General features: G+C 44.3%; 24 protein-coding genes, 1 tRNA gene and 2 rRNA genes (1 of these 27 cut by a window edge). 5 read left to right on the top strand and 22 right to left on the bottom strand.

The window, feature by feature from the left end; all coding sequences use genetic code 11:
* The 5 genes from ACWPVL_RS05920 to rpoE all read right to left on the bottom strand — a co-directional run.
* A 23S ribosomal RNA gene (locus ACWPVL_RS05920) occupies positions 1 to 157 on the bottom strand (it extends 2,741 nt beyond the left edge of the window).
* A 126-nt stretch (positions 158 to 283) separates the two neighbouring features.
* Positions 284 to 356: transfer RNA gene (locus ACWPVL_RS05915), tRNA-Ala, on the bottom strand.
* A gap of 53 nt (positions 357 to 409) precedes the next feature.
* Positions 410 to 1,956: ribosomal RNA gene (locus tag ACWPVL_RS05910) — 16S ribosomal RNA — on the bottom strand.
* Together the 16S and 23S rRNA genes with 1 tRNA gene alongside form the textbook arrangement of a ribosomal RNA operon.
* 295 nt (positions 1,957 to 2,251) lie before the next feature.
* Positions 2,252 to 2,734, bottom strand: coding sequence for a sigma-70 family RNA polymerase sigma factor (locus ACWPVL_RS05905; RefSeq protein ID WP_454387149.1), 483 nt, complete (start codon positions 2,732 to 2,734; stop codon positions 2,252 to 2,254).
* 188 nt (positions 2,735 to 2,922) lie between these two features.
* Positions 2,923 to 3,513 (bottom strand): DNA-directed RNA polymerase subunit delta, encoded by a 591-nt coding sequence (rpoE, locus tag ACWPVL_RS05900; RefSeq protein ID WP_015604416.1) that lies wholly within the window; start codon positions 3,511 to 3,513, stop codon positions 2,923 to 2,925.
* A gap of 257 nt (positions 3,514 to 3,770) precedes the next feature.
* On the opposite strand from rpoE, the gene ACWPVL_RS05895 reads away from it, so the two are divergent.
* Complete coding sequence (locus ACWPVL_RS05895; protein ID WP_454387551.1) at positions 3,771 to 4,736, top strand: aromatic acid exporter family protein; 966 nt, start codon at positions 3,771 to 3,773, stop codon at positions 4,734 to 4,736.
* Between the two features lie 79 nt (positions 4,737 to 4,815).
* On the opposite strand, the gene ACWPVL_RS05890 is transcribed toward ACWPVL_RS05895, so the two are convergent.
* From ACWPVL_RS05890 to pnp, 8 genes are all read right to left on the bottom strand, one after another.
* Positions 4,816 to 6,663, bottom strand: a complete 1,848-nt coding sequence (locus tag ACWPVL_RS05890; protein WP_454387549.1) for an APC family permease — start codon at positions 6,661 to 6,663, stop codon at positions 4,816 to 4,818.
* Positions 6,664 to 7,106: 443 nt separating this feature from the next.
* Positions 7,107 to 7,538: a DUF6892 domain-containing protein gene (locus ACWPVL_RS05885; protein WP_454387547.1), complete on the bottom strand. Its 432-nt coding sequence runs from the start codon at positions 7,536 to 7,538 to the stop codon at positions 7,107 to 7,109.
* Between the two features lie 19 nt (positions 7,539 to 7,557).
* Positions 7,558 to 7,950 carry a Mini-ribonuclease 3 gene (locus ACWPVL_RS05880; RefSeq protein ID WP_045497774.1) on the bottom strand — a complete coding sequence of 131 codons (393 nt, stop codon included), beginning with the start codon at positions 7,948 to 7,950 and terminating at the stop codon, positions 7,558 to 7,560.
* Positions 7,943 to 9,286 carry a cysteine--tRNA ligase gene (gene cysS / locus ACWPVL_RS05875; protein ID WP_454387545.1) on the bottom strand — a complete coding sequence of 448 codons (1,344 nt, stop codon included), beginning with the start codon at positions 9,284 to 9,286 and terminating at the stop codon, positions 7,943 to 7,945. Before cysS ends, ACWPVL_RS05880 begins: the two co-directional genes overlap by 8 nt.
* Before the next feature lie 17 nt (positions 9,287 to 9,303).
* Positions 9,304 to 9,825: a dihydrofolate reductase family protein gene (locus ACWPVL_RS05870; protein ID WP_000301974.1), complete on the bottom strand. Its 522-nt coding sequence runs from the start codon at positions 9,823 to 9,825 to the stop codon at positions 9,304 to 9,306.
* Positions 9,826 to 9,833: 8 nt separating this feature from the next.
* Positions 9,834 to 10,598: a nucleoside phosphorylase gene (locus ACWPVL_RS05865; protein ID WP_454387543.1), complete on the bottom strand. Its 765-nt coding sequence runs from the start codon at positions 10,596 to 10,598 to the stop codon at positions 9,834 to 9,836.
* Between the two features lie 176 nt (positions 10,599 to 10,774).
* Positions 10,775 to 11,392 (bottom strand): serine O-acetyltransferase, encoded by a 618-nt coding sequence (gene cysE / locus ACWPVL_RS05860; protein WP_005591130.1) that lies wholly within the window; start codon positions 11,390 to 11,392, stop codon positions 10,775 to 10,777.
* Positions 11,393 to 11,480: 88 nt separating this feature from the next.
* Entirely contained in the window at positions 11,481 to 13,679 is a 2,199-nt protein-coding gene (gene pnp, locus ACWPVL_RS05855) for a polyribonucleotide nucleotidyltransferase (RefSeq protein ID WP_454387541.1), read from the bottom strand.
* Between the two features lie 367 nt (positions 13,680 to 14,046).
* Here pnp and pepF point away from each other — a divergent pair, with 367 nt between their 5' ends.
* Positions 14,047 to 15,843, top strand: a complete 1,797-nt coding sequence (pepF, locus tag ACWPVL_RS05850) for an oligoendopeptidase F (RefSeq protein ID WP_454387539.1) — start codon at positions 14,047 to 14,049, stop codon at positions 15,841 to 15,843.
* 90 nt (positions 15,844 to 15,933) lie between these two features.
* On the opposite strand, the gene ACWPVL_RS05845 is transcribed toward pepF, so the two are convergent.
* Complete coding sequence (locus ACWPVL_RS05845; RefSeq protein WP_045497799.1) at positions 15,934 to 16,278, bottom strand: hypothetical protein; 345 nt, start codon at positions 16,276 to 16,278, stop codon at positions 15,934 to 15,936.
* Positions 16,279 to 16,499: 221 nt separating this feature from the next.
* Here ACWPVL_RS05845 and ACWPVL_RS05840 point away from each other — a divergent pair, with 221 nt between their 5' ends.
* Entirely contained in the window at positions 16,500 to 17,168 is a 669-nt protein-coding gene (locus ACWPVL_RS05840; RefSeq protein ID WP_454387537.1) for an MIP/aquaporin family protein, read from the top strand.
* Between the two features lie 87 nt (positions 17,169 to 17,255).
* On the opposite strand, the gene trxA is transcribed toward ACWPVL_RS05840, so the two are convergent.
* Positions 17,256 to 17,570, bottom strand: a complete 315-nt coding sequence (gene trxA / locus ACWPVL_RS05835; protein ID WP_001029581.1) for a thioredoxin — start codon at positions 17,568 to 17,570, stop codon at positions 17,256 to 17,258.
* 14 nt (positions 17,571 to 17,584) lie between these two features.
* Complete coding sequence (locus ACWPVL_RS05830; RefSeq protein ID WP_045497807.1) at positions 17,585 to 17,806, bottom strand: DUF4649 family protein; 222 nt, start codon at positions 17,804 to 17,806, stop codon at positions 17,585 to 17,587.
* 237 nt (positions 17,807 to 18,043) lie between these two features.
* Between ACWPVL_RS05830 and hslO the strand changes: the two genes are divergently transcribed.
* Both hslO and dusB read left to right on the top strand, forming a co-directional pair.
* Entirely contained in the window at positions 18,044 to 18,916 is an 873-nt protein-coding gene (gene hslO, locus ACWPVL_RS05825) for an Hsp33 family molecular chaperone HslO (RefSeq protein WP_454387534.1), read from the top strand.
* Positions 18,903 to 19,880 (top strand): tRNA dihydrouridine synthase DusB, encoded by a 978-nt coding sequence (gene dusB, locus ACWPVL_RS05820; protein WP_125387936.1) that lies wholly within the window; start codon positions 18,903 to 18,905, stop codon positions 19,878 to 19,880. Before hslO ends, dusB begins: the two co-directional genes overlap by 14 nt.
* 58 nt (positions 19,881 to 19,938) lie before the next feature.
* Here the strand turns inward: dusB and ACWPVL_RS05815 are convergent, their stop codons facing one another.
* From ACWPVL_RS05815 to ACWPVL_RS05790, 6 genes are all read right to left on the bottom strand, one after another.
* A complete protein-coding gene (locus ACWPVL_RS05815; protein WP_454387532.1) occupies positions 19,939 to 20,700 on the bottom strand; it encodes a hypothetical protein in 762 nt (253 codons plus the stop codon).
* 233 nt (positions 20,701 to 20,933) lie between these two features.
* Positions 20,934 to 21,722 (bottom strand): NUDIX domain-containing protein, encoded by a 789-nt coding sequence (locus ACWPVL_RS05810; RefSeq protein WP_148888861.1) that lies wholly within the window; start codon positions 21,720 to 21,722, stop codon positions 20,934 to 20,936.
* Between the two features lie 57 nt (positions 21,723 to 21,779).
* Positions 21,780 to 22,595, bottom strand: a complete 816-nt coding sequence (gene pnuC / locus ACWPVL_RS05805) for a nicotinamide riboside transporter PnuC (protein WP_454387529.1) — start codon at positions 22,593 to 22,595, stop codon at positions 21,780 to 21,782.
* 21 nt (positions 22,596 to 22,616) lie between these two features.
* Complete coding sequence (locus ACWPVL_RS05800; RefSeq protein WP_454387527.1) at positions 22,617 to 23,675, bottom strand: AAA family ATPase; 1,059 nt, start codon at positions 23,673 to 23,675, stop codon at positions 22,617 to 22,619.
* Between the two features lie 183 nt (positions 23,676 to 23,858).
* Positions 23,859 to 24,260, bottom strand: coding sequence for a DUF4430 domain-containing protein (locus ACWPVL_RS05795; RefSeq protein WP_454387525.1), 402 nt, complete (start codon positions 24,258 to 24,260; stop codon positions 23,859 to 23,861).
* Complete coding sequence (locus ACWPVL_RS05790) at positions 24,244 to 24,726, bottom strand: ECF transporter S component (protein WP_454387523.1); 483 nt, start codon at positions 24,724 to 24,726, stop codon at positions 24,244 to 24,246. Before ACWPVL_RS05790 ends, ACWPVL_RS05795 begins: the two co-directional genes overlap by 17 nt.
* Positions 24,727 to 24,791: the final 65 nt, after the last annotated feature.

Raw genomic sequence — 24,791 nt, 5'->3', positions numbered from 1 at the left:
CAGAGATGGGTAACAGGTAGTACCTGTTGGGTTCCCCCATTCGGACATCCCCGGATCTGCGCTTACTTACAGCTCCCCGAGGCATTTCGTCGTTTGTCACGTCCTTCATCGGCTCCTAGTGCCAAGGCATCCACCGTGCGCCCTTACTAACTTAACCTTATTTTTGACCTTTCAGTCTTAAACTCATTAATATTCACAGCGTTTCGGTTTATTTTCTTGTTACTATTTGATATAGTTATTCAATTTTCAATGGACAAGTTTAGAATAGTTATCACTATCCTAATGGAGCCTAGCGGGATCGAACCGCTGACCTCCTGCGTGCAAAGCAGGCGCTCTCCCAGCTGAGCTAAGGCCCCACAAGACCTCTCAAAACTAAACATGACGACCAATGGCTTCCGTTTTTCCTTAGAAAGGAGGTGATCCAGCCGCACCTTCCGATACGGCTACCTTGTTACGACTTCACCCCAATCATCTATCCCACCTTAGGCGGCTGGCTCCTAAAAGGTTACCTCACCGACTTCGGGTGTTACAAACTCTCGTGGTGTGACGGGCGGTGTGTACAAGGCCCGGGAACGTATTCACCGCGGCGTGCTGATCCGCGATTACTAGCGATTCCGACTTCATGTAGGCGAGTTGCAGCCTACAATCCGAACTGAGACTGGCTTTAAGAGATTAGCTTGCCGTCACCGACTTGCAACTCGTTGTACCAGCCATTGTAGCACGTGTGTAGCCCAGGTCATAAGGGGCATGATGATTTGACGTCATCCCCACCTTCCTCCGGTTTATTACCGGCAGTCTCGCTAGAGTGCCCAACTAAATGATGGCAACTAACAATAAGGGTTGCGCTCGTTGCGGGACTTAACCCAACATCTCACGACACGAGCTGACGACAACCATGCACCACCTGTCACCGGTGTGCCGAAGCAAAATCCTATCTCTAGGACGGGCACCGGGATGTCAAGACCTGGTAAGGTTCTTCGCGTTGCTTCGAATTAAACCACATGCTCCACCGCTTGTGCGGGCCCCCGTCAATTCCTTTGAGTTTCAACCTTGCGGTCGTACTCCCCAGGCGGAGTGCTTAATGCGTTAGCTGCGGCACTGAGTCCCGGAAAGGACCCAACACCTAGCACTCATCGTTTACGGCGTGGACTACCAGGGTATCTAATCCTGTTTGCTCCCCACGCTTTCGAGCCTCAGCGTCAGTTACAGACCAGAGAGCCGCTTTCGCCACCGGTGTTCCTCCATATATCTACGCATTTCACCGCTACACATGGAATTCCACTCTCCCCTTCTGCACTCAAGTTAAACAGTTTCCAAAGCGTACTATGGTTAAGCCACAGCCTTTAACTTCAGACTTATCTAACCGCCTGCGCTCGCTTTACGCCCAATAAATCCGGACAACGCTCGGGACCTACGTATTACCGCGGCTGCTGGCACGTAGTTAGCCGTCCCTTTCTGGTAAGATACCGTCACAGTGTGAACTTTCCACTCTCACACTCGTTCTTCTCTTACAACAGAGCTTTACGATCCGAAAACCTTCTTCACTCACGCGGCGTTGCTCGGTCAGACTTCCGTCCATTGCCGAAGATTCCCTACTGCTGCCTCCCGTAGGAGTCTGGGCCGTGTCTCAGTCCCAGTGTGGCCGATCACCCTCTCAGGTCGGCTATGTATCGTCGCCTTGGTGAGCCGTTACCCCACCAACTAGCTAATACAACGCAGGTCCATCTGGTAGTGGTGCATTTGCACCTTTCAATTGACTATCATGCAATAGTCAATGTTATGCGGTATTAGCTATCGTTTCCAATAGTTATCCCCCGCTACCAGGCAGGTTACCTACGCGTTACTCACCCGTTCGCAACTCATCCAGAAGAGCAAGCTCCTCCTTCAGCGTTCTACTTGCATGTATTAGGCACGCCGCCAGCGTTCGTCCTGAGCCAGGATCAAACTCTCATTAAAAGTTTGAGTTCTCACTCATTTCTGTCACTGACAGATTTATTGTTTTTTCTTTGTTCAGTACTACAACATTTGTTGTAGCGCCCTGCACATTGGTTCGTCTTGTTCAGTTTTCAAAGGTCTTTATCGCTCTCTCAAGCGACAACTATATCAGTATATCACCTATCCATTACCTTGTCAACACTTTTTTGAAATTTTTTTATCTTTTTTTCAATTTTATTTCCTAACACAATCAATATCACTGATAAATCAATAACTAAAAGGGAAAGGTAACCTCTTCTTCCCTCTCCCTTATTCTCTATATCACCGTGCTGCTAAAGTCTATTAAATATTCCTCTAACTCTCGCAACAGTCTTTTACGCCCCTTAAAACGTTCGCCGCCTAGTAAGCGGTGGTATAACTCTAGTTGTTCTTTGTCTAACTTGGAAGTGTAGGCTGCTAACGAACTTCGAAGAGCGACTAAATCATCTAAGGCTAGTTCGCGCTTGCTCAGTCTATGACTAATGGTACTGACTTCCTCATAGCATTGACGATCGAAGCGGCGTTTTTGGCTCTCTTGCTTTCGAAGAATGTCATGAATATGATTCCGAAATTTTGTCTTGAAGTAGCGATAGAGGCGGCTTTCATCTTGACTGATATCTGGATGACTTTCTTCCAGCTGGTGATAAACCAGCATACCCTCTTGTTCCCAGTCACTGTTTTCCCATAAATGTACATAATAATCCCGTGCACAGCGCCGGACGATCCACTGCACTTTCTCATAGCGTTCCTTGAAGTTCATGTTATCTCCTTTTTCTTTGATAATATGATTCTACAAGAAAAACTCTTCTCTCAGGCCTCCTGTCCCTATCCTGTCTATTTTATACCCTAACTGGTAATCAACGAAAATATTTATGACATCTCAGGGACTTTTTATGACATGTTAGAACGCAAAAACAACTGCTTCAAAAAGCAGTTGTTTTCTGGATATTATTCTTCGTCTTCAACATCCTGATCATCGTCAGAATATTCATCGTCTTCTTCATTTAACTCAACTTCTTCGCCGAGATCATCTGGAGCTATTTCATTGATTTCAGCATCGTAGGCTTCAACCTCACTCTTTTCATCATCTGGATTGTCTTCGTCATATGAAAGAGCTGGATCCTCTTCATATGAGTCCTCATCTTCAGGATCATCATCGCTGTAATCAATTGCATCTTCGTCGCCGTCCATAAAGGCATTAACGCGTTTTTTCTTGCGTTTCTTAGGCTCATCTTCCTCGTCCGTTTCTTCCAAAGCGATGATTTCTTCATCGACTTCGTCAATGGCATACCAAGAACGAAGACCCCATTTATTGTCACCAAGTGGAATGAAACTGCCATCTACATTCAGTTCTGTATAAAATAGAGGCAGCGCTTCTCGGATTTCGCTATTTGATTTTTCCAGATAATTTTGAATTTCATTGACAAGCTCATCGAAATACATTTCATGGTCACGCCCGCGCAATTCTAAGATGGCACGTGCTACCTCAATCATCGAAAGCTCACTTTTTTCTTGTCCTGCAAATACTTCTAATTCCAAAGTTATTCTCCTTAAGATTACACAGGCATTTAGCCAGGCGTTTTTTCGCTACTTTCTATTGTACGATAAATTTGCCGTCTAGTCAAAAAAATTTCACCTAGAGTATCCGACTTTTCAACTCCAGCCATTCTACCATAATCGTAGCATCTACGGAGCAATACCTTCCTGCAATTTTTAAACATTGGCATATTTGTCCTCACAAGTCTTCGACTAATCATGATATAATAGAAAAAACTTTATGAAATAGAAAGAAGCTTATGCCTCTCCTCCAACGTACCATCAAACTAGCTCTTGCAACATGTCTTGCTGCGGCTCTAGCTGCTTTTTTAGGTTTAAGCAATGCTATATCAGCCGGTATTATTGCTATCCTCAGTGTTTCTGACACCCGCAGAAGCACGATCAAACTAGCCCGCAACCGCCTTTTGTCTACTATTTTAGCACTAGCCATCGGGAGCTTATCTTTCATCCTTCTAGGATTTAACCTTTGGAGCTTAGGGATTTATATCCTGCTCTACGTTCCCTTAGCTTATCTCTTTGGCTGGGAAATAGGCATCACCCCCAGCACAGTTTTGGTCACTCATCTACTGCTGGCCCATTCTGTTTCTTGGTCTCTTTTGGCTAACGAAATGGCTGTTTTCTTTATCGGAACGGGATTCGCTCTCCTAGCTAATTTATATATGGTCTCAAACCAGCGAGATATTGATAACTATCATATTCAAGTTGAAGAGCAACTGAAGAAAATTCTACTGCGTTTTGAATATTTCTTAAAAGCTGGAGACGGTCGAAACGATGCAACTCTAATCAAGGAACTAGATACTATCCTTCAAGAAGCCTTACAACTGGTCTATCTGGACCACTCCAACCACCTCTTTCATCAGACCAACTACCATATTCATTATTTTGAAATGCGCCAGGCGCAGAATCGCATTTTAGAAGACATGGCAGGAAATATCAATAATTGCCAATTAGCAGCCAGTGAGAGCTTGATTTTAGCCCGTTTGTTTTCCAAGACAGCCCAGCAACTTAGTCAAGAAAATCCCGCTCACGAACTAGTTGAAGAAATCAAAGCCTGTTTGGATGTTTTTCGCGAGCGCCCACTTCCTAAGACTCGGCAAGAATTTGAAACTCGTGCCACACTTCTGCAACTTTTACGAGACTTGGAAACTTTTATTAAGATTAAAGTAGAATTTTATCAAAATTACCAAAAGGTACAAGCAAGTTAGCTCTGTGCTATTCCCAATAAATAATAAAAGGAGTTGAAAAATCTTCAACTCCTTTTTCTCATTCAGTAAAGGCGATCGCTTATTCTTTTAAGTGATAAGAATAGCTTGCAACCACGACATCCTCATACCATTTCAAATAGTATTTTAATTTTAAACTCATCTGGTTATGCAGAATATTCTGCCACCTCTTTTTAGGTATAAACTGAGGTACTAGGACTGTCACTGTTCGTCCTTCTTTTTTGGCTCGCTTGGCCACTTTAATCACATACTGAACTGTCGGACTAATGATATTGCGGTAGCTAGTCGTGACTGTCTCAAAGCGAATATCTGGGAAGTAGTCAGCAAATTCCTCGGCGACTTCAGCATCTTTTTCAGCAGTTTCTGCTGTAGAAACGTGCATTGCCACAACTTCATCTCCGATGCTGCGAGCATAGCTCATCGCTCCTACACTGACTCTGGTAACATTCCCGACCAAAACAATTACTGTATTACCAGTGTAATTCTGACGCTCAATGTGGTCATGCAATCTCAACTGTTTAGCGACTCTATTATAGTGCTGCTTGATAGACAAAAACAGCCAAGTCAAGACGATGATAATAGGAAAGAAAGGCCAGATATCTTGAAGACGGAACAAGAGCAAGATAAGGACAATCCCGTAACAAATGATCGCACCAAGGATATTCGCAATCGAATGCTTCAAGAAATTATTTCCATATTTTTTCTTCCAATGGACAACCATACCGGTCTGAGAGAGAGCAAAGGGTACGAATACACCAATCGTGTACAGGGGAATCAAACGTTCTGTATTTCCCTTAAAGATGAACAAAAGAGCAATGGCACCAAAAGCCAAAGTGAAAATACCATTAGAATAGCTGAGCCGATCTCCTTTTTCCATGTACATATGAGGCATGTATTTGTTCTTAGCCATATTGTAGGAGAGCATAGGAAAGGCTGAGAAGCCTGTATTGGCTGCCACTGCTAAGATCAAAGCAGTCGACAATTGGAAAACATAGAACAAGATACGACCAAGGGGAGAAGCCCCCAAAATCGCTTGCGCCATCTGAGCCAAGGTCGTTACACCTTTGACAGGCACGATGCCAATCCAATAATTCAAGAAGGTAATGCCCGCAAACATGATTCCTAGGATTAAGGCCATAATCGATAGGGTAGCTGCGGCATTATGGGCTTTGGGTTTCTTGAAAAAAGGGACCGAATTGGAAATAGCTTCCACTCCTGTCAAGGAAGCAGAGCCGCTGGTGAAGGCACGAAGCAGCAAGATTAAACTGACTCCAGTAATCGGACTACCAATCCGCGCAGTTGCGTGATAGTCTAAATTTCCTGTCAGGATTTGCACAAAACCAAAACCAATCAACAATAAGGTGCTGACAATAAAAAGATAGACAGGAATCATCAAGGAAGTGGCCGATTCTTTTAATCCTCGGAGATTCATTAGCATCAACAAAAGAACTAAGAAAATGGAAATATGTAGATTGTAAGGATGTAAGACGGGAATTGCAGAGGTAATTGCGTCCGCTCCAGAAGCGACCGAAACGGCTACTGTCAACATGTAATCTACCAGCAAGCTTCCGCCAGCAATCAAACCTGCCGTTGGAGATAGATTTTCTGTCGTCACCATATAAGCTCCTCCTCCTTGAGGATAAGCATGAATGACCTGACGATAGGAAATCGTTAAACTCGCTAACAAAATCAATACGACAATTCCTATGGGAAGCGACCACCAAATGGCACCAACAGAAACAGAAGTCAAGACTAAAACAACCTGCTCTGGTCCATAAGCAATCGAAGATAAAGCGTCACTGGAGAGCATGGCTAAAGCTTGCATCTTAGTCAATAAATGGCCATCTTCTCCCTCTTTTCCAGATTTTAATGGGCGTCCAATAAAAAAGCCTTTTAACTTGGCAAACATAAGTTCCTCCTTTAAAACATGAGCCATTCTACTCTTTTTCAGAAAACATGTCAATACTTTTCTGAAAATAAATTTTCGTAAATTTAAACTTTCTGCTTTTTATCCAAATGCTTGATGAAAACCATCTCAGTAAATATCAACACCATTCTCCAATCTTACTAGCAAAAATGAAGCTGAAGAAGGTAGGAATCTCAAGATCGGGAGCTAGAAAGTAGTCAAACAATCTATTTAAAGTTTCAAACACACTCTCCTACAAAATCTTCCATTTTTTTCTGGAGACAGCATGCTTGTTTATATAGGAGTATCAAAAAAACGAGCTTTATGTAAAACTCGTCTTTGATATATAAGTTTCTCAAACCTTCGTGGTTGTTAATAAAAGAGTTTAATCTCAGAATAAACAAGATGACAATCAATAGAAACCTTCAAAGCATTACTAGTTTATGTCACTCTTCAATCTCAATTCCTTTGGATTCGAATAAATCACGTACTTCTTTAGAAAATGGGAAAATTGTTCCGTCAATAGTTTTCAAATTCGAAAACTGCGATAGTTCTTTTTCAGTCACATATTCCAAATCAAATTGATCATCTTCCCCATCCCACAAAGGAATCAATTGTGCATAGATCTCATTTCCTCCATCAAAGAAGAGGCTTTCCACATTCTGCGCATACTCTTTAGGTATTTCCAACTGTTCGAAATAAGCCTCTACTTCAGGAATCGGTGTCTCATAGAAGTCTTCTGGATCTACTGATAAGTTCTCAGATTCACAAAAACTATAAACGTCAAATCGTGGCTCAAGTACATTTTGTTCATACATCAACTCCTGAATAATAGCCAACTTAAAATTAAAATTATCAAATTGTAAGAAATCACTCATAAATTACTTCCTTTCAAAATCAGGACGAAGCCTCTATTTTCCGAATACACCAGTCAATCAGCTCTTCCAGTCGCTCAATAGCTTCGGTCATATGCAGGTAACCCATGACTGCCTCAAAGCCAGTAGACATACGGTAGGTGACGATGTCCGTATTCTTAGCTTTGGTGTGGCTGTTGGCATTGCGACCGCGCTTGTAGATATCCTCTTCCTTCTCCGTCAGGATTCCTTCTTCCAGCATGAGAGAGATGAGATTAGCCTGAGCCTTGGCAGAAACGTACTTGGTCGCTTCCCTGTGCAGCTGATTTGGCTTGGTCAGCCCTTGAAAAATCAGGTGCCTCCGGATATACATGGAGTAGACAGCATCTCCCTCAAAGGCGAGAGCGATACCGTTAATCAGGTTGACATCAGTCACGGGTCCACCTCACTCCGTCCTTAGTATCCAAAAGCTTGATGCCCTGAGCGGCCAATTCATCCCGAATACGGTCTGCAGTCGCAAAGTCCCGATTAGCCCGCGCTGCCTGGCGTTCCTCAATCAAGCGCTCAATGTCCGCATCCAGGACTTCTTCTACAAAGACGATACCAAAAACTTCTAAGAGCTTGGCAAAGGCTGCCTTAACTTCAGCGGTGTAATTGCCAGAGTTGATCCACTTGGCTAACTCGAAGACAACCGTGATACCGTTAGCAGCATTGAAATCTTCGTCCATAGCAGCGGTGAACTTGTCCAGAAAACTCTGAAGCTGAGCAGAGTCTGCCTGACCAGTGAAAGACTGCCCATAGGTATTTTTCAAATACTTGAGATTGGTTGCTGCATCATGAACAGCTTTTTCTGTGAAATTAATCGGCTTGCGGTAATGCTGGGTAGCAAAGAAGAAACGCAACACCTGACCATCAATGGTCTTGAGGGCATCGTGGACAGTGATAAAATTGCCTAGAGATTTGGACATCTTGACGTCGTCGATGTTGACAAAGCCATTGTGCATCCAGTAGTTGGAAAAAGTCTGACCAGTCTTGGCCTCTGACTGGGCGATTTCATTAGTATGGTGAGGAAACTCAAGGTCGGCACCACCACCGTGGATATCAATGGTATCGCCCAAAATCTCTGTCGACATGACCGAACACTCGATATGCCAACCCGGACGACCAGGTCCCCAAGGACTGTCCCAAGAAATCTCGCCCGGCTTAGCCGCCTTCCAGAGAGCAAAATCTACCGGATTTTCCTTACGAGCAGTCTCATCATCTGTCCGACCAGAAGCACCCAACTCCAAGTCTGCCAAGGTTTTGTTGGCTAATTTGGCATAATCACGAGACTTTTCGACGCGGAAGTAGACATCGCCCTCTGACTCATAGGCGTAGCCTTTGTCAACCAAGTCCTCAACAAAACGGATGATGTCAGCCATAAACTCCACCACCCGCGGATGACGAGTCGCAGGTTTTACACCCAGAGCTGAGACATCCTCACGAAAAGCTGCGATATACTTGTCAGCCACTTCTTTTGGTGTGATGCCTTCTTCCTTGGCCCGATTGATAATCTTATCATCTACATCTGTAAAATTGGAAATATAGTTGACCTCAAATCCCCGATACTCAAAATAGCGACGAACCGTGTCAAAAGCTACTGTTGAGCGGGCATTCCCAACGTGAATATAGTTGTAGACGGTTGGCCCACAAACATACATCTTAACCTTACCGTCCTCGATTGGGACAAATTCTCGCAAATCACGAGACATGGTGTCGTAAATTTTAATCATGCGGTCCACTCCCTTCTCTATTTCTGACTTTTTCGGCTGAAAACCAGCTCTGCAAAAGGGCCAAATTGTCTGAGGCTATCCAGTTGGTAAAAGCGCTGCCCTTCCTCTTGGGTAAAGAGGGGAACCCCCTTTCCTAGGATAAGGGGTGCTATCTGAATAATGAGGTGGTCGAAAAGATCCGCATCCAAGAGCGGTCCTACCAAGGAATTACCACCAATTACAAAGACATTTTTGCCTTTGTCAATCTGGTGAACAAAGTCCACCACATCCCCAGCTACTGGCTGGTAATTGCTGACAGGCAGGTGCCTATCATGCGTAAAGACATAGTTTTCCGTAGCTTGATAAAAACTTTCTACGTCTTGCAAATCTTGGATTTCCTCAAAGGTCCGCTTGCCCATGATGGTGATATCCATTTGCCTGTAGAAGTCATCATAGCCTGTATCCTCTACAGAACCAAGTTGATGCAGCCAGTCTATCCTGTGCTGGCTGTCTGCCAAGTAGCCATCCATGGTGATACAGCCGTAAAAATATACTGCCATTCTTGTAGTTACCTTTCTAGTTCCTTTGCTATTGTCAAAGCGATAATGAAAAAAGTCATGGCATCAGCTGTCCGCTCTTCATGGCGGGCATCCCAGATTCTGTTATGGTGATCCACATAGTCAGCTGTGTAGAAGAACTGATAGACCTTGGTCTTGCGAAATTGACTCCAAGCCATGATCGCCGATGCTTCCATGTCCACCACTTGAGCCCCAGCAGCTAAGCGACGCTTGACCTTATCAGGCGTTTCCCGATAAAAGGCATCAGTCGTCCAGGACTTGGTGCGGATATGCTCAATATCGTGCTTGTCAAAGATGGCTTCTAGCTTAACTAACAGAGACTCGTCATAAGCGACTTCATCACCCGGTGGGGCATAGTGGTAGCTAGTGCCTTCATCTCGCAAAGCAGCAGCCGGCAGGATAATCTTGTCCGCCTCAATTGAGCGATCCAAAACGCCACAGGAACCCAGAATGATGAAATTCTTGAAGCCTCTGGCTGCCAACTCCTCCAGTTGACCAACTATCATGGGTGCCCCAATCGGAGCCAACATAACTGCAAGCTTGCTAGGTTCTTGCCCATAAATATACCATGGATGCTGTCCGTTTATGCTTTTCAAATAGCCTCCTGGATAGACATCTTCTGACTCAATCAAACGTTTCAGAATTTCTCCGTTAAAGGACAGGATGATCGTTTCGCATACCTCACCCTTGTCATGGACTGGCTTTTCAGTTGGCTCAATGACTGCTGCTACATCTTCAAATTCCTCTAATAACATAACTTCACTTTCTTTAAGACTTTAGCAAAGCCATCCTCGTCTTTTTCTTTGACAGCAAAGTTTGGTCTCATCTTTTCGGCTTCACTTATAGTGAGCCCATTGAGCTACAGTTTGCCAAATTATTCCTTGACAAGACCTCCGTAAGATGTCTTGTTACTGTTCAAAACAAGTCTTTCTTAGAGCTCCGACGAATGGTGGCTGGCTTCACGGGCATGCTCCAGCTTGTCCAAATAATATTCTCGCTGTTCTTCCACCTCGTGGATGGTTGGCTCATCTTTCTGACCATGAACACGCACGATCTTAGCCGGGATACCAACTACGGTTACATCACTAGGTACATCGGCCACAACAACTGCTCCAGCTCCAACTTTGGCATTTTCACCAATTTCAACTGGGCCAATGACTTGAGCATGAGCAGAGACCAAGGCGCCCCGACGCACAGTCGGATGCCGTTTTCCTGTATCCTTACCAGTTCCGCCTAAGGTCACGCCATGATACAGAAGCGCACCCTTTTCCACGATGGCCGTTTCACCGATAACCAATCCACCACCATGGTCAATGAAAACACCTGACTCAATCTGAGCACCTGGATGAATCTCAATCTGAGTCCAAAAGCGCCAAAATTGGCTGTGCATGCGTGCCAGTAGCTTAAAACCTCTCTTCCAGAGGAAATGAGAAAGACGGTGGGCTGCCAAGGCCTTGACACCTGGATAAGTCAGAATGACCTCCAGCGAAGTACGAGCAGCTGGATCATTTTCTTTTACAATCTCAATGGCTTCTTTCCACCAGCCCATCTTCTTCTCCTTTCATTAGGTAAAATAAGGGAGTAGGCCCTACACAAAGAAATTTGTAAGGTAATCGAGCCTGATCACTCCCTTTTCATTATTCTTCTGATTTAGCTTTAGGGGCTTCTTCATGTTTCTTATGAAAATGCCCTTTTTCCTGATGTTTATCGTGGTCTCTCTTTGGTTTGTCTGGCTTAGGCGGACGTGGCAAGAGAGCTTTCATAGAGGCATCTACACGGCCTTTTTCATCAATCTTAATGACCTTAACATCGACAAAATCACCAATTTGCACCAAGTCTTCGACATTGTTGGTTCGAGTCCAAGCCATTTCAGAAATGTGAACGAGGGCATCGGTCTTGTCAAAGAGGTTGACAAAGGCACCGAATTTTTCAATCCGAACAACCTTGGCATGGTAAACTTCATCCACTTTAGCTTCGCGGACCAAGCCAGCAATGATTTCCTTAGCACGATTAATGGCCGCTTGGTCGCTAGAGTAGATCGATACATTCCCTTCTTCATCAATGTCAATCTTAACACCGGTCTCAGCGATGATCTTATCGATGGTTTCCCCGCCTTTTCCGATGACAATCTTAATCTTGTCCACATCAATCTTGATGGTGTCGATTTTCGGAGCAGTTGGAGCCAACTCAGGACGTGGAGCCGGAATCGTCGCTTCAATCAAGTCCAGAATTTCAAAGCGGGCTTTCTTAGCCTGAGCCAGAGCCTCAGTCAAGATTTCCGCTGTAATTCCTTCAATCTTGATATCCATCTGCAGGGCGGTAATCCCTTCACGAGTACCAGCTACCTTAAAGTCCATATCGCCAAAATGGTCTTCCAAACCTTGAATATCCGTCAGAACCGTGTAGTTGCTGCCATCTGAAATCAAGCCCATGGCAATTCCGGCAACCGGTGCCTTAATCGGCACACCACCTGCCATCAGAGCCAACGTACCCGCACAGATAGAGGCTTGAGAAGAAGAACCATTTGATTCCAAGACTTCTGCTACCAGACGGATTGCGTATGGGAATTCTTCCAAGCTTGGCAAGACTTGCTCCAAGGCACGCTCCCCAAGAGCACCGTGTCCGATTTCACGACGGCCAGGAGCCCCATAACGACCTGTCTCCCCGACGGAATATTGCGGGAAATTATAGTGGTGCATGAAGCGTTTCTTGTATTCTGGATCCAAGCCGTCCACAATTTGCGTTTCCCCCATTGGTGCCAAGGTCAGGACAGACAAGGCTTGAGTTTGCCCGCGAGTAAAAAGACCTGAACCATGCACGCGCGGCAGGTAATCCACTTCCGCATCCAGCGGACGGATTTCATCAACCTTACGGCCATCAGGACGGATCTTATCTTCGGTAATCAAACGGCGAACTTCTGCATGCTCCATTTGCTCCAAGATTTCAGCTACATCACGCATGATACGGTCGAATTCTTCATGGTCCGCATATTTCTCTTCATAAACTGCTGTGACCTGGTCTTTTACAGCCTGAGTTGCGGCTTCACGCGCCAGCTTTTCTTCTACCTGAACAGCCTTTTGCAAATCGCTGTTGTAGGCTGCGACAATCTCCGCCTGCAGCTCCTCATCAACATGCAGTAATTCTACTTCTGCTTTTTCCTTACCGACTGCTGCAACGATTTCTTCTTGGAAGGCAATCAATTCTTTGACCGCTTCGTGCCCTTTGAGAAGAGCTTCCAGCATGATATCTTCAGACAGTTCCTTAGCTCCAGACTCTACCATATTGATAGCATCTTTGGTACCAGCAACTGTCAATTCCAAAAGCGAAACTTCCTTTTGTTCCTTACTCGGGTTGATGATGAATTCACCATCTACATAGCCAACCTGAACTCCTGCGATAGGACCGTTAAAAGGAATATCTGAGATAGAAAGAGCCAGAGAACTACCGAACATAGCGGCCATTTGAGGCGAAGCATCTTCGTCATAAGAAAGAACAGTATTGATAACCTGAACTTCATTGCGGAAGCCTTCTGCAAACATAGGGCGAATCGGACGGTCAATCAAGCGGGCAGTCAAAGTCGCATCTGTTGACGGACGGCCTTCGCGCTTGTTAAAGCCACCAGGATACTTCCCAGCCGCATACATTTTTTCCTCATAGTTGACCTGCAATGGGAAAAAGTCCCCAGTAGCCATCTTTTTGGACATGGTTGCCGCAGTTAAAACGGTACTTTCTCCATATCGAACAACGGCGCTGCCATTTGCCTGCTTTGCAACCTGACCGGTTTCAACTACCAGTTCACGACCTGCAAAAACGGTTTTAAAAACTTGTTTTGTCATAAAGACTCCTTGCCGAGCACATGCTCAATTTTTTTCATACGCCTTGGCTACAAAGATCAAGATACTAAACCTTTAAACAACTCATCGGACGTGTTCAGTTAGCACTTTGACTTTAATTTCATGATCTTAGTAGCTTATTATATCCTCATCTTTGTATCAAGCACGTATAGACCCTATTTTACCACAATTTCAGCCAAAAGAAAAAGACTGGAAATGGCTTTTTTCCATAAAAGTGTCGAAAATATATTTTTCTTTTTTATAAGCAGACATCTGAAATCATATTTCCCTAATTTTTTCCTATAAGCAAGGCATTTTGAAGGAATTTTTGCTATACTGAATATAGCTATTTAATCAAAAGGAGTAGACTATGGAACAAAAACATCGTTCTGAATTTCCGGAAAATGAACTCTGGGACCTAACGGCCCTTTACCAAGACCAGGAGGACTTCCTGCGAGCCATTGAGAAGGCCAGAGAGGACATCCAGAAATTCGTCCGTGATTACCAAGGCAAGCTCAGCACTTTCGAAGATTTTGAACGGGCATTTGCTGAGTTAGAGCAGATTTATATCCAAATCAGCCACATCGGCAACTATGGCTTTATGCCACAGACCACTGACTTTGGTGACGAGAGCTTTGCGCAGATTGCCCAAGCGGCCATGGAATTTGAGACAGAAGCCAATGTCGCACTCAGCTTCTTTGACGACGCCTTGGTCGGTGCAGACGAGGCTGTCTTAGAGAGACTAGGCCAAGAGCCCCATTTGACCTCAGCCATTCGCCAAGCTAAAATCAAAAAAGCCCACTATCTGGGAGCGGATGTCGAAAAAGCCTTGACAAATCTAGGCGAGGTCTTTTACAGTCCACAGGATATTTACACCAAGATGCGGGCCGGCGACTTTGCTATGGCTGACTTTGAAGTAGACGGCAAAGTTTACAAAAACAGCTTTGTCACCTATGAGAATTTCTACCAAAACCACGAAAATGCAGAAATCCGCGAAAAATCTTTCCGCTCTTTCTCTGAAGGGCTTCGTCAGCATCAAAACGCCGCTGCTGCTGCCTATCTGGCTCAGGTCAAGTCTGAAAAACTACTGGCTGACATGAAGGGCTATGACTCTGTCTTTGACTATTTGCTAGCTGAGCAAGAAGTTAATCGCTCTATGTTTGACCGGCAGATTGACTTGATTATGAGCGAATTTTCCCCAGTAGCCCAGAAATACCTCAAGCATGTCGCTAAGGTAAACGGACTTGAAAAAATGACCTTTGCCGACTGGAAGCTGGACTTGGACAGCGAGCTCAATCCTGAAGTCAGCATTGATGATGCCTACGATCTCGTCATGAAATCAGTCGAGCCACTTGGACAAGAGTATTGCCAAGAAATCGCCCGCTATAAAGAAGAACGCTGGGTCGACTTTGCAGCCAATGCAGGAAAGGACTCTGGAGGCTATGCTGCTGATCCTTATCGAGTTCACCCTTATGTTCTCATGAGTTGGACTGGCCGTATGAGCGATGTCTACACTCTGATTCACGAGATTGGTCATTCTGGTCAGTTTATCTTCTCTGACAATCACCAAAGCTATTTCAATGCCCACATGTCCACCTACTATGTGGAAGCACCGTCTACCTTTAATGAGCTCCTGCTCAGTGATTATCTGGAACACCAGTTTGACAATCCTCGCCAGAAACGCTTTGCCCTGGCTCACCGTCTGACGGATACCTACTTCCACAACTTCATCACTCACTTGCTGGAAGCTGCCTTCCAACGCAAGGTCTATACTTTGATCGAAGAAGGCGGAACTTTCGGGGCAAGCAAACTCAACGCTATCATGAAAGAAGTCTTGACAGAATTCTGGGGCGATGCCGTTGAGATTGACGACGACGCTGCTCTGACTTGGATGCGCCAAGCCCACTACTACATGGGGCTGTACAGCTACACTTACTCTGCAGGCTTGGTCATCTCTACCGCTGGCTACCTACATCTGAAAAATGACGAAAATGGTGCCCGTGACTGGCTTGAACTGCTCAAATCTGGCGGCAGCAAAACGCCGCTTGAGTCAGCTATGATTATTGGAGCAGACATTTCGACGGATAAACCACTCCGCGACACCATCCAATTCTTGTCCGACACAGTTGATCAGATTATTGCTTACAGCGAAGAGTTAGGCGAGTAAAAAAAACAAGACTGAGACATTTTTGTCTCAGTCTGTTTTTACATGATTCAATTAAATCTGCTCCTAGAGATAGACTTGGAAGCTAAATTTTTAAAAAAGTTTGAAGAAATATAGATAAACCAAAATATAGATTGTAAAACAGACGCTAAATATAAGCCACCTTATCCAGAACTGTGACTTACTATAATTTTTAGCACGTAGGAGGCCAATAAAGAACCAGATAAGACCCCAAAAAAACATTCCCAACAGTTGAGGAGCATAATATGAAATCAAAACCAAGCAAAAAAGGACAAAGCTTAATACAGCCATGATGCTTTTTTCCGTTATTTGCGACCTAGGAATCATCCAGCCCACAAAGAAACAGAAAATCGGCACCGCAATAAACGGTGTAAAAACCATCAAAATAAAGCCAAACTGCGATAATGACTCAAGCATAAACAGCGCCCTTTCCATACCTTATAATTTACCTTCTTCCTATTATAACCTAAAAACTATATTTTCCAACAAAAAAACTGAGAGTTAGGCTATTTCCTCTATAATCGCCTATAATAAAAAAGGATATTCCAACCAAAATATATGTTCAGAGCACTTTTCTTGAATCCACCTGTTTGTTTTGATAGACTAATACATAGATTTTTTTAAAAAGGAGATAGAAAATGAAAAAATTTGTCGCTGAATTAATCGGTACTTTCATGCTTGTGTTCATCGGAACAGGAGCTGTTGTTTTTGGAAATGGTGTTGAGGGTCTTGGACACCTTGGAATTGCTTTGGCATTTGGTTTGGCAATCGTAGTCGCAGCTTTCTCAATCGGAACTGTTTCAGGCGCTCACTTGAATCCAGCTGTTTCAATCGCTATGTTTGTAAACAAACGCTTGTCATCAAAAGACCTTGTCAACTATATCCTTGGACAAGTGGTTGGAGCTTTCCTTGCGTCTGGTGCGGTCTTCTTCCTCTTGGCGAACTCAGGCATGTCAACTGCTAGTCTTGGTGAAAATGCCTTGGCAAGTGGTGTAACTGTCTTTGGTGGTTTCCTGTTTGAAGTTATCGCAACTTTCTTGTTTGTTTTGGTGATCATGACCGTGACTTCAGAAAGCAAGGGAAATGGTGCGATTGCTGGTTTGGTGATTGGTTTGTCCTTGACAGCTATGATCCTTGTGGGATTGAACATCACTGGACTTTCAGTGAACCCAGCTCGTAGCTTAGCGCCTGCTGTCTTGGTAGGTGGCGCAGCCCTTCAACAAGTATGGATTTTCATCCTTGCCCCAATCGTAGGTGGTGTTCTTGCAGCTCTTGTTGCTAAAAACTGCCTTGGCACAGAAGAATAATAAACAAAAAGAGTCCTGTCCTCAGTTTGAGGAACAGGGCTTTTTCTATGAAAAAACACTCCCTTTTCGAATGGGAGTGCTTTGCTTTTAACTCAATTCCGCAACAATCGCCTTGATTTGTTCTGCAGTGTGAACACCAGCGACTTGCTTGACCACTTGGCCATCCTTCTTAAAGAGAAGGGTTGGGATAGACATGATTCCAAAGGCACGAGCTGTGTTTGGATTTTCATCAACATCCATTTTGACGATTTTCAAGACATCTTCTGAAAGCTCTTCAGACAATTTATCCAAGATTGGACCTTGCATACGACATGGGCCACACCAAGTTGCCCAGAAATCTACCAAGACCAAACCGTCTTTTGTTTCTTGTTCAAATGTTGCATCTGTAATTGCTTTTGCCATTGTAGTTCTCCTTTTTACTTATATTGGCTCAAATCCTGTTTCATCAGGAAAAAGTACACATCTCCATAAGTCCCATGGTAGTCCAAATCATGGCCATTATAAACTAACTTTTTAACTGGATGATAATCCGCCACCCCGATCAGGCAGGCTTGCTGTGATAGTTCAAACTCCTCATAAGACTCGAAAGTTATCTTCCGTTCTGACTTAGCTGCATCTAGATAAGTAATTTCAATCATAAACTCTCCTTTTTGATTCCATTCGTAATTTATGATTTAATTGTAACCAAAAAAGTTACATTTGTCAAATCAAACGCATCCGCTACTGCTAGATCGTAGGAGGATGCCTTTGAATCCTGATTGATCAATCTTCTCCTTTTTGTTTGACTTGATTCTAGCACAATGTAAAGAAGAAATCTTTGACAAAACAAGCACAAAGGCTACGTTTGTTTTTATTTTTATGTTAGAATAAAAGGTATGGACAAAATTATTAAAACTATCTCAGAAAACGGTTCTTTCCGTGCTTATGTGCTGGATAGCACAGAGACGGTTCGGACCGCTCAAGAAAAACATCAAACTCAAGCAAGTTCTACCGTGGCACTCGGCCGCACACTGATTGCCAGCCAGATTTTGGCGGCTAATGAAAAAGGCCAGACTAAGATTACCGTCAAGGTTCTTGGTAGCAGCTCGCTAGGCGCAATCATCACCGTGGCAGATACCGAGGGCAATGTCAAGGGCTATGTGCAAAATCCCGGTGTGGATATTAAAAAGACAGCCACTGGCGAAGTTATAGTTGGTCCCTTTGTCGGCTCTGGTCAATTTTTGGTTATCACGGACTACGGTACTGGCAATCCCTACAATTCTATGACACCACTCATCTCTGGTGAAATCGGCGAAGACCTGGCCTTCTATCTGACTGAAAGCCAGCAAACTCCTTCTGCCGTTGGCCTCAATGTTCTCTTAGATGAGCATGATAAAGTCAAGGTTGCTGGCGGTTTCTTGGTACAGGCTCTGCCTGGTGCCAAGGAAGCTGATATTGCTCGCTTTGAGAAGCGGATCCAAGAAATGCCTGCTATCTCAAAACTGCTAGAATCCGATGACCATATCGAAGCACTGCTGGCTGCCATCTATGGAGATGAACCCTACAAACGCCTGTCTGAAGAGGAAATTCGCTTCCAGTGCGATTGCAGCAAAGAGCGCTTCTTGAATGCCTTGGCTACCCTGCCAAAGGCTGACTTAGAAGAAATGCGTGATCAAGACCACGGGGCTGAAATCATCTGTCAATTCTGCCAAACAGCCTACCACTTTGACCAAAATGACTTGGAGGAACTGATTCGTGACAAATCTTAATACCCCTTTTATGATTGGGAATGTTGAAATTCCCAACCGTACGGTTCTGGCGCCTATGGCTGGCGTAACCAACTCTGCTTTCCGAACCATTGCCAAAGAGCTGGGAGCAGGCCTGGTCGTGATGGAAATGGTCTCTGACAAGGGCATCCAATACAACAACGAAAAAACCCTTCACATGCTTCACATCGATGAAGGCGAAAATCCTGTTTCTATCCAGCTTTTCGGTAGTGATGAAGATAGCCTGGCCCGCGCAGCGGAATTTATTCAAGAAAATACCAAGACGGATATCGTCGATATCAACATGGGCTGCCCAGTTAACAAAATCGTGAAAAACGAAGCTGGAGCAAAATGGCTCAAGGATCCTGAGAAAATCTATAAAATCATCAACAAGGTCCAGTCCGTTCTGGATATTCCTCTGACAGTCAAGATGCGGACTGGCTGGTCTGACAGCTCACTAGCTGTAGAAAATGCTCTGGCAGCTGAAGCCGCTGGCGTCTCAGCCTTAGCTATGCACGGCCGTACCCGTGAGCAAATGTATACAGGTCACGCAGACCTCGAGACCTTGCACGACGTAGCCCAAGCCCTGACCAAGATTCCCTTCATCGCTAACGGTGATATCCGCAGCGCGCAAGAAGCCAAACAACGTATCGAAGAGGTTGGTGCTGACGCTGTCATGATTGGCCGTGCAGCTATGGGAAATCCCTACCTCTTTAACCAAATCAACCACTATTTTGAAACAGGTGAAATCCTGCCAGACTTAACCTTCGAGGACAAGATGAAGATTGCTTATGAACACCTCAAACGCTTGATTAACCTCAAAGGTGAACACATTGCTGTTCGCGAGTTTCGTGGCCTAGCACCCCACTACCTTCGTGGGACATCTGGTGCAGCTAAACTTCGCGGTGCCATTTCACAGGCCAGCACATTGGCAGAGATTGAGGAACTCTTGCAACTCCAACATTAAAGAAATAAAAAAGGAAGCATCTACAAAGGTGCCTCCTTTTTTGCAAATTTCTTTTTTCTTATTTGATCAATTGAACACTGGCTACTTTACCGTCAGCGCCAGTAGTGATTTGGATGCCCAATTTAGGAGCAGATGGCTCAGCAGAACCCAGCTGAGCTGTATAGCGACCATCATCCAAAGTATAGGCATATGAAGCAACATGGTAAGTATTGACAGTTCCATTCGCTGACTTGACGCTAAATTGTCCGCCTGCTGAAACAGTCACTGTACTACCTCCTGCATCTGCCCAACTACCAGCCGCTGCAGAGAAATTTCCATCCACCATATTCAAAACGCCTTTATAGCGAGCATTTGTTTCTGCCTGCTTGTTTTGAAGCTGACGATCAGTGGCTGGATTTTGAGCTGGTTGACTTGGTTGAGCTGGCTGAGTTGCTTGATTTGGTTTAGTTGGTTGAGTCGGCGTAGTTTGTTGACTAGGAGCTTGTTGAGATTGGCTTGGTTGAGCCTGTGTATTTTGTTGAGCTTGAACTTGCTGATCCACTCCTTGTTGCGTTTGGTTTTGTGAAGGTTGAACGGATTCCACAGCTTTCTGTACTTGTTCTGCTTGCCCTACTGTTTTATTTGAAGAAGCATTGCTGCTGGCTTTTGGAGCGCTGCTAGCTTTGCTAGATGAAGTAACTTTAGAGCTAGAAGAAGTTTGTACTGTCTTATTAGCACTTGTGCTAGTCTTGGTTTCTTCTTTGTGACCACAAGCCCCTAAAAGTAAGCTAGAAGCTAGAACAGTAGCAGCCATCAATTTTGTATAAGTCTTAGTTTTCATTTTTTCTTCTCCTTCGTAACATTCGGAAATCTTTTTGTAATATTATTGTAACACTCGTAATAAAGTATGTCAACTAGATAAATGGAATTTCTCAAAAAATTTTGAAGCAAATAGCATCCAGAACTTAGGTCTCCTCTCTTCTTCAGCAGATATGTCGCTACTTTTATATTCGTAATAAAAATAAAAAAAGCAGAACATTTTTGTCCTGCAAGTAAACTATATCATCATTTTTTTTAATCCGATTTTTCTGTCTTCAGTTTATAAACTTTTCTTGGTTTCTTCTTTGGCACGCGCTTAACGCCAGCCTCTTCCAAATATTCTCCAAATTTTACTAGAAAATTATTGCTGACGATAGGCCGTCTAGGCGAGATGAGATTGACCAGCTCGGTTCCTTCGTAGACGGTAAAGGGCGATTCCAGCAGATGGAGAAAAGTTGGATTCCAGTCCAGTCGCCCCTGAATCCGCTTGATAGATTCCAGCAGGATTTGGTAGTGGTCAAAGGCAAAATCCTCTGCTGTTAGAAGCCGCTCGCCATCCATAAAACTCCTTGTCTTAAAGTCCACATCAAGAAAGGTGACTTCCTTAGCATCATCACCAGCCTTGACTTGGTTGATAGCAATTGCCGGCAGATAGACCAGATGGGCAATGGTGATAACCCAACCACGCGGATCACGTCCTGGAGTGGAGACTGTCATCAGCTGCTCCACCTTTTCTAGCGGTATCTCGAGGTCTACTTCTTCCTTGACCTCGCGAATGCAGGCTTGATAGGCATCCTCATCTTTGTCCACAAAACCTCCGACCAGGGCATATTTATTCTGGTAAGGATGAGCCTTACGCTTAATAACCAAGAGTTTCAGCTGGCCTTCTACGAAGCAGTAGGCTACCATATCTGCTGTTACGCTGGGTGTCTCATACTTGGGCAAATCCTGTGTCTTGTACCATGCCAAAAAGGCGGACTCATCCGCCATAGTTTCATAGTACTCTTTTTCTGACATTCCCGCTGGGATATCCTGTTTGGTCATGAGTTTTTCTTCCTTTCCTAAGCTATCATTTCTATCAAAAATCCTCCAAATCTTGCTCTAAGCTTTCTTCACTGCCTTTGTCCACTGATACCAGCCGACGATACTATTGAGGGTATAGACCCAGTACATGGCCTGGATGTGAAGGTTACTACCCCACCAGAGATAGATACTGAAGAGATTGGTCGCGATCCAGAAAATCCACTGCTCGCGGTAGAGACCAGTCATGAGAAGCTGGCCGATGCCATTGGTCGCATCTGTCACGCTATCGCGGAAAGGCCGGTGACTGTGAATACTCTTATAGGCAAAGCCCATACCAATCCAAATCAGAGCAGTCAAGGCCAAATATTTAAGCCAGCCACGCCAATCTAACTTCTTAGCTTCAAAATGAGACGGTTCTTCCTTATCTTGTTCATTGACTCGGTTGGACAACCAAGTATAGAGACCAATCGGCTGCATGATAAAGAAGTAAACCGTAGTCAGCACTTCTCCATAAAAGCTAGCCTGAAAGGACAAAATGAGATAAATCGCCGAATTAACAGCTCCAAAGAGGTAATTGCTGGCCCGCCCCTCAGCTACTAGGATGACGCAGACGATGCCTGTCCAGGAAGCGAAGAGCCCCAGCCAGTCATGCTGCTCCTGCCCACTGGTGAACTCCAGAATGAAAGGCAGACTGGAAAGAGCAATCAAGTAGAGCCACTGCGACAAGCTGCGCCCGCCAAATAAATCCTGCCAGAGCAATTTGGCAATACTGCTAAAGCCCTGTTCTTTAGCTGCTGCACAGACATTCTGAAAATTCCGAGCAAAGGTTTGAGATTTTTGTTTTAGTCCTGCGGGGAGAGCTGCAGGTGAGAGTTTTTGATTTTTTACTACCATTCTATTTTACCACTTTCTTTTTTAATCTGCTTGATAAATCATGTCGATCGCTTCTTTAGCCGCCTGATAATTGTCAAAATAACTGCCAGCCAGATAGACCGTCGGAATATGAGCTAAACACTCCTCTTTCAGCTTTTTCAAATAGCTAGAAAAATCACTGCGGATAGCCTCGTCTGCCATGCTCATATCTCGAAAGCCATCGTTGACATAGGCTCCGACCGGCTCAGCAAAGAGAATCAAATCCCATTTTTCCTTGGATAAGATGCTGGCAAATAGATTGTCAAAAGTATCTGTCTCCTCATCTTGAACGGGACTTTCTTTCAGATAATAATCATAGTAAGCCTTGGTTACTAGCGAATTTGTATCAGCCACGACCAGACCACGGTTGGCGCTGCTATCAATCAAGCGGGAGGTCTGAGCGTACTGTCCCAGGAGCAGATAATAGTAGTCCTTAGGTGTCAGCTCATCGTCTCGCACATTATTCTGAATCTGGTATTCCCGAGCATATTCTAGACTAACCGGAGCATCATAGTAGCGAGCTAAATCTTTGGCCAAGGTTGTTTTACCATTGCTGGCGCTGCCCATAATCAGCACTTTCTTGGTAAAGTGACGGCGGAAAGGTTGGGCGATATATTTCCAATAACAACTAGGATTTTCCCGAATCATGGTAGCTGAAATCCCAAACTGCCGCTCCTCAAAAGAAGTTTTGAAGCCTCGCTTTTCCAACTCCGCCTGATAATCAGCCTCTCCGACAAAGAAAATCAGTTCCTCGCTTTCTGCATCATAACCCACCAAATCTAATAAAGCTGGCAGCCACTTGTCCCAACCCAGAGGGTAACGAGGAAAAGAAGTTTCGTCCAGTTTGTAAACCTGGGTTAGTTCATCATCTGCGAAAGTCTCCCGCGTATAGCGGAATCGCTTCTGTAAAGATAGGCCTACTTCCTCGCCACGGTCGCCCTGATAGCCAGAAACCACCACGCGCACCTTGTCATAAGAACGCTTCGCCTTCTGAATCAAATCGATATGCCCCTGATGCAAGGGAGCAAAGGTCCCAAAGACGATTGCAATTTGCTTTTTCATGATTCCACCTTTTTATTGTTTTTTATATTTATTCTTTCTATATTTTTATTATAAACTATATTTTTATTTTGTCAATAGTTTTTTATAAAGTTTTATAAAAATATTTTTCCGACACTTTAAAACTGTATCGAGGGTACAAAAAAGAATCTAATGTCTTAGCATCAGATTCCATTTATAAAAGATTTATTGCTGATAGACTTCTTGGTAGAATTCCAGCTTGTCTCCATCCTTGACAGTGATTTGATTGGCTGCCTTAGGAGCCATTTCTCCGTTGACCTTAAACATCCAGTAGAGACCCTTTGCTTCATCCTGAGCATGACCATCAATAGAAGTGATAAAACCATCTTTTTCTTCGACCTTATAGGTCTTCTTCAATGCGTCCATCACTGTCTTTCCTTCTTCAACAGCCACCGTTTTCTCGCTCTTCTCCTGACCTTCTGGTGCAATACTGATGCTGATTTTCAGTTCCTTTTTGACGGAAGAAGCAGCCGAACTAGAGTTGGTATCAGTTTTTGTTTGGCTATTGCTACAGCCCACTAAAAAGAGAGCAAAGGCAAGCGTAAGTAAGCTAAAGATTTTTTTCATGATAAAGTCTCCTTAAAATAAAATACAAAATAGGATAAAAGAGCATTGTGGACCAGGCGTGGGCTAGATTGAAGCCTGCTCCCGCTGCCACATAGGTCCACCAAGGCATTTGATAAATCAAGGCTGTGATACCATCAATCACAAGACCATAGCTAAAGGCCAAAAGCAAGGCCAACATACTCTGGCCAAACAAGCCCAGTCGCCGATACAGCAGGTACCATAAGCAAATGACCACCGCAAAGGATAAGATCTGGAAAAGGACCCAAGGCCCCATTCCAAAGAGGAAAGAAGATACAAAGATACTGATAGACATGACTAGAAGAGAGCCCTTCAAGTCCTCAAAATCCACCAAGAGAAAATAAAGCGCTGTAATCGGCTTGACATTGGGCAGGCCAGCAAAAGCATAGCGAAGCACGACGCAGAGCGCTGCTAAAAGAGCGATTCGAGTAAGATAACGAAGAGACACAGTTTCTGCCTTTCTAAACGATATTCTTCAGTATGATAACACGGTTCTGATTAGCCTAGCAAGAA

This window comes from Streptococcus sp. Marseille-Q8145 (assembly GCF_965112035.1).
The sequence above is the reverse complement of the archived record's forward strand: the minus strand, read 5'-3'. Positions and strand labels throughout refer to the sequence as shown.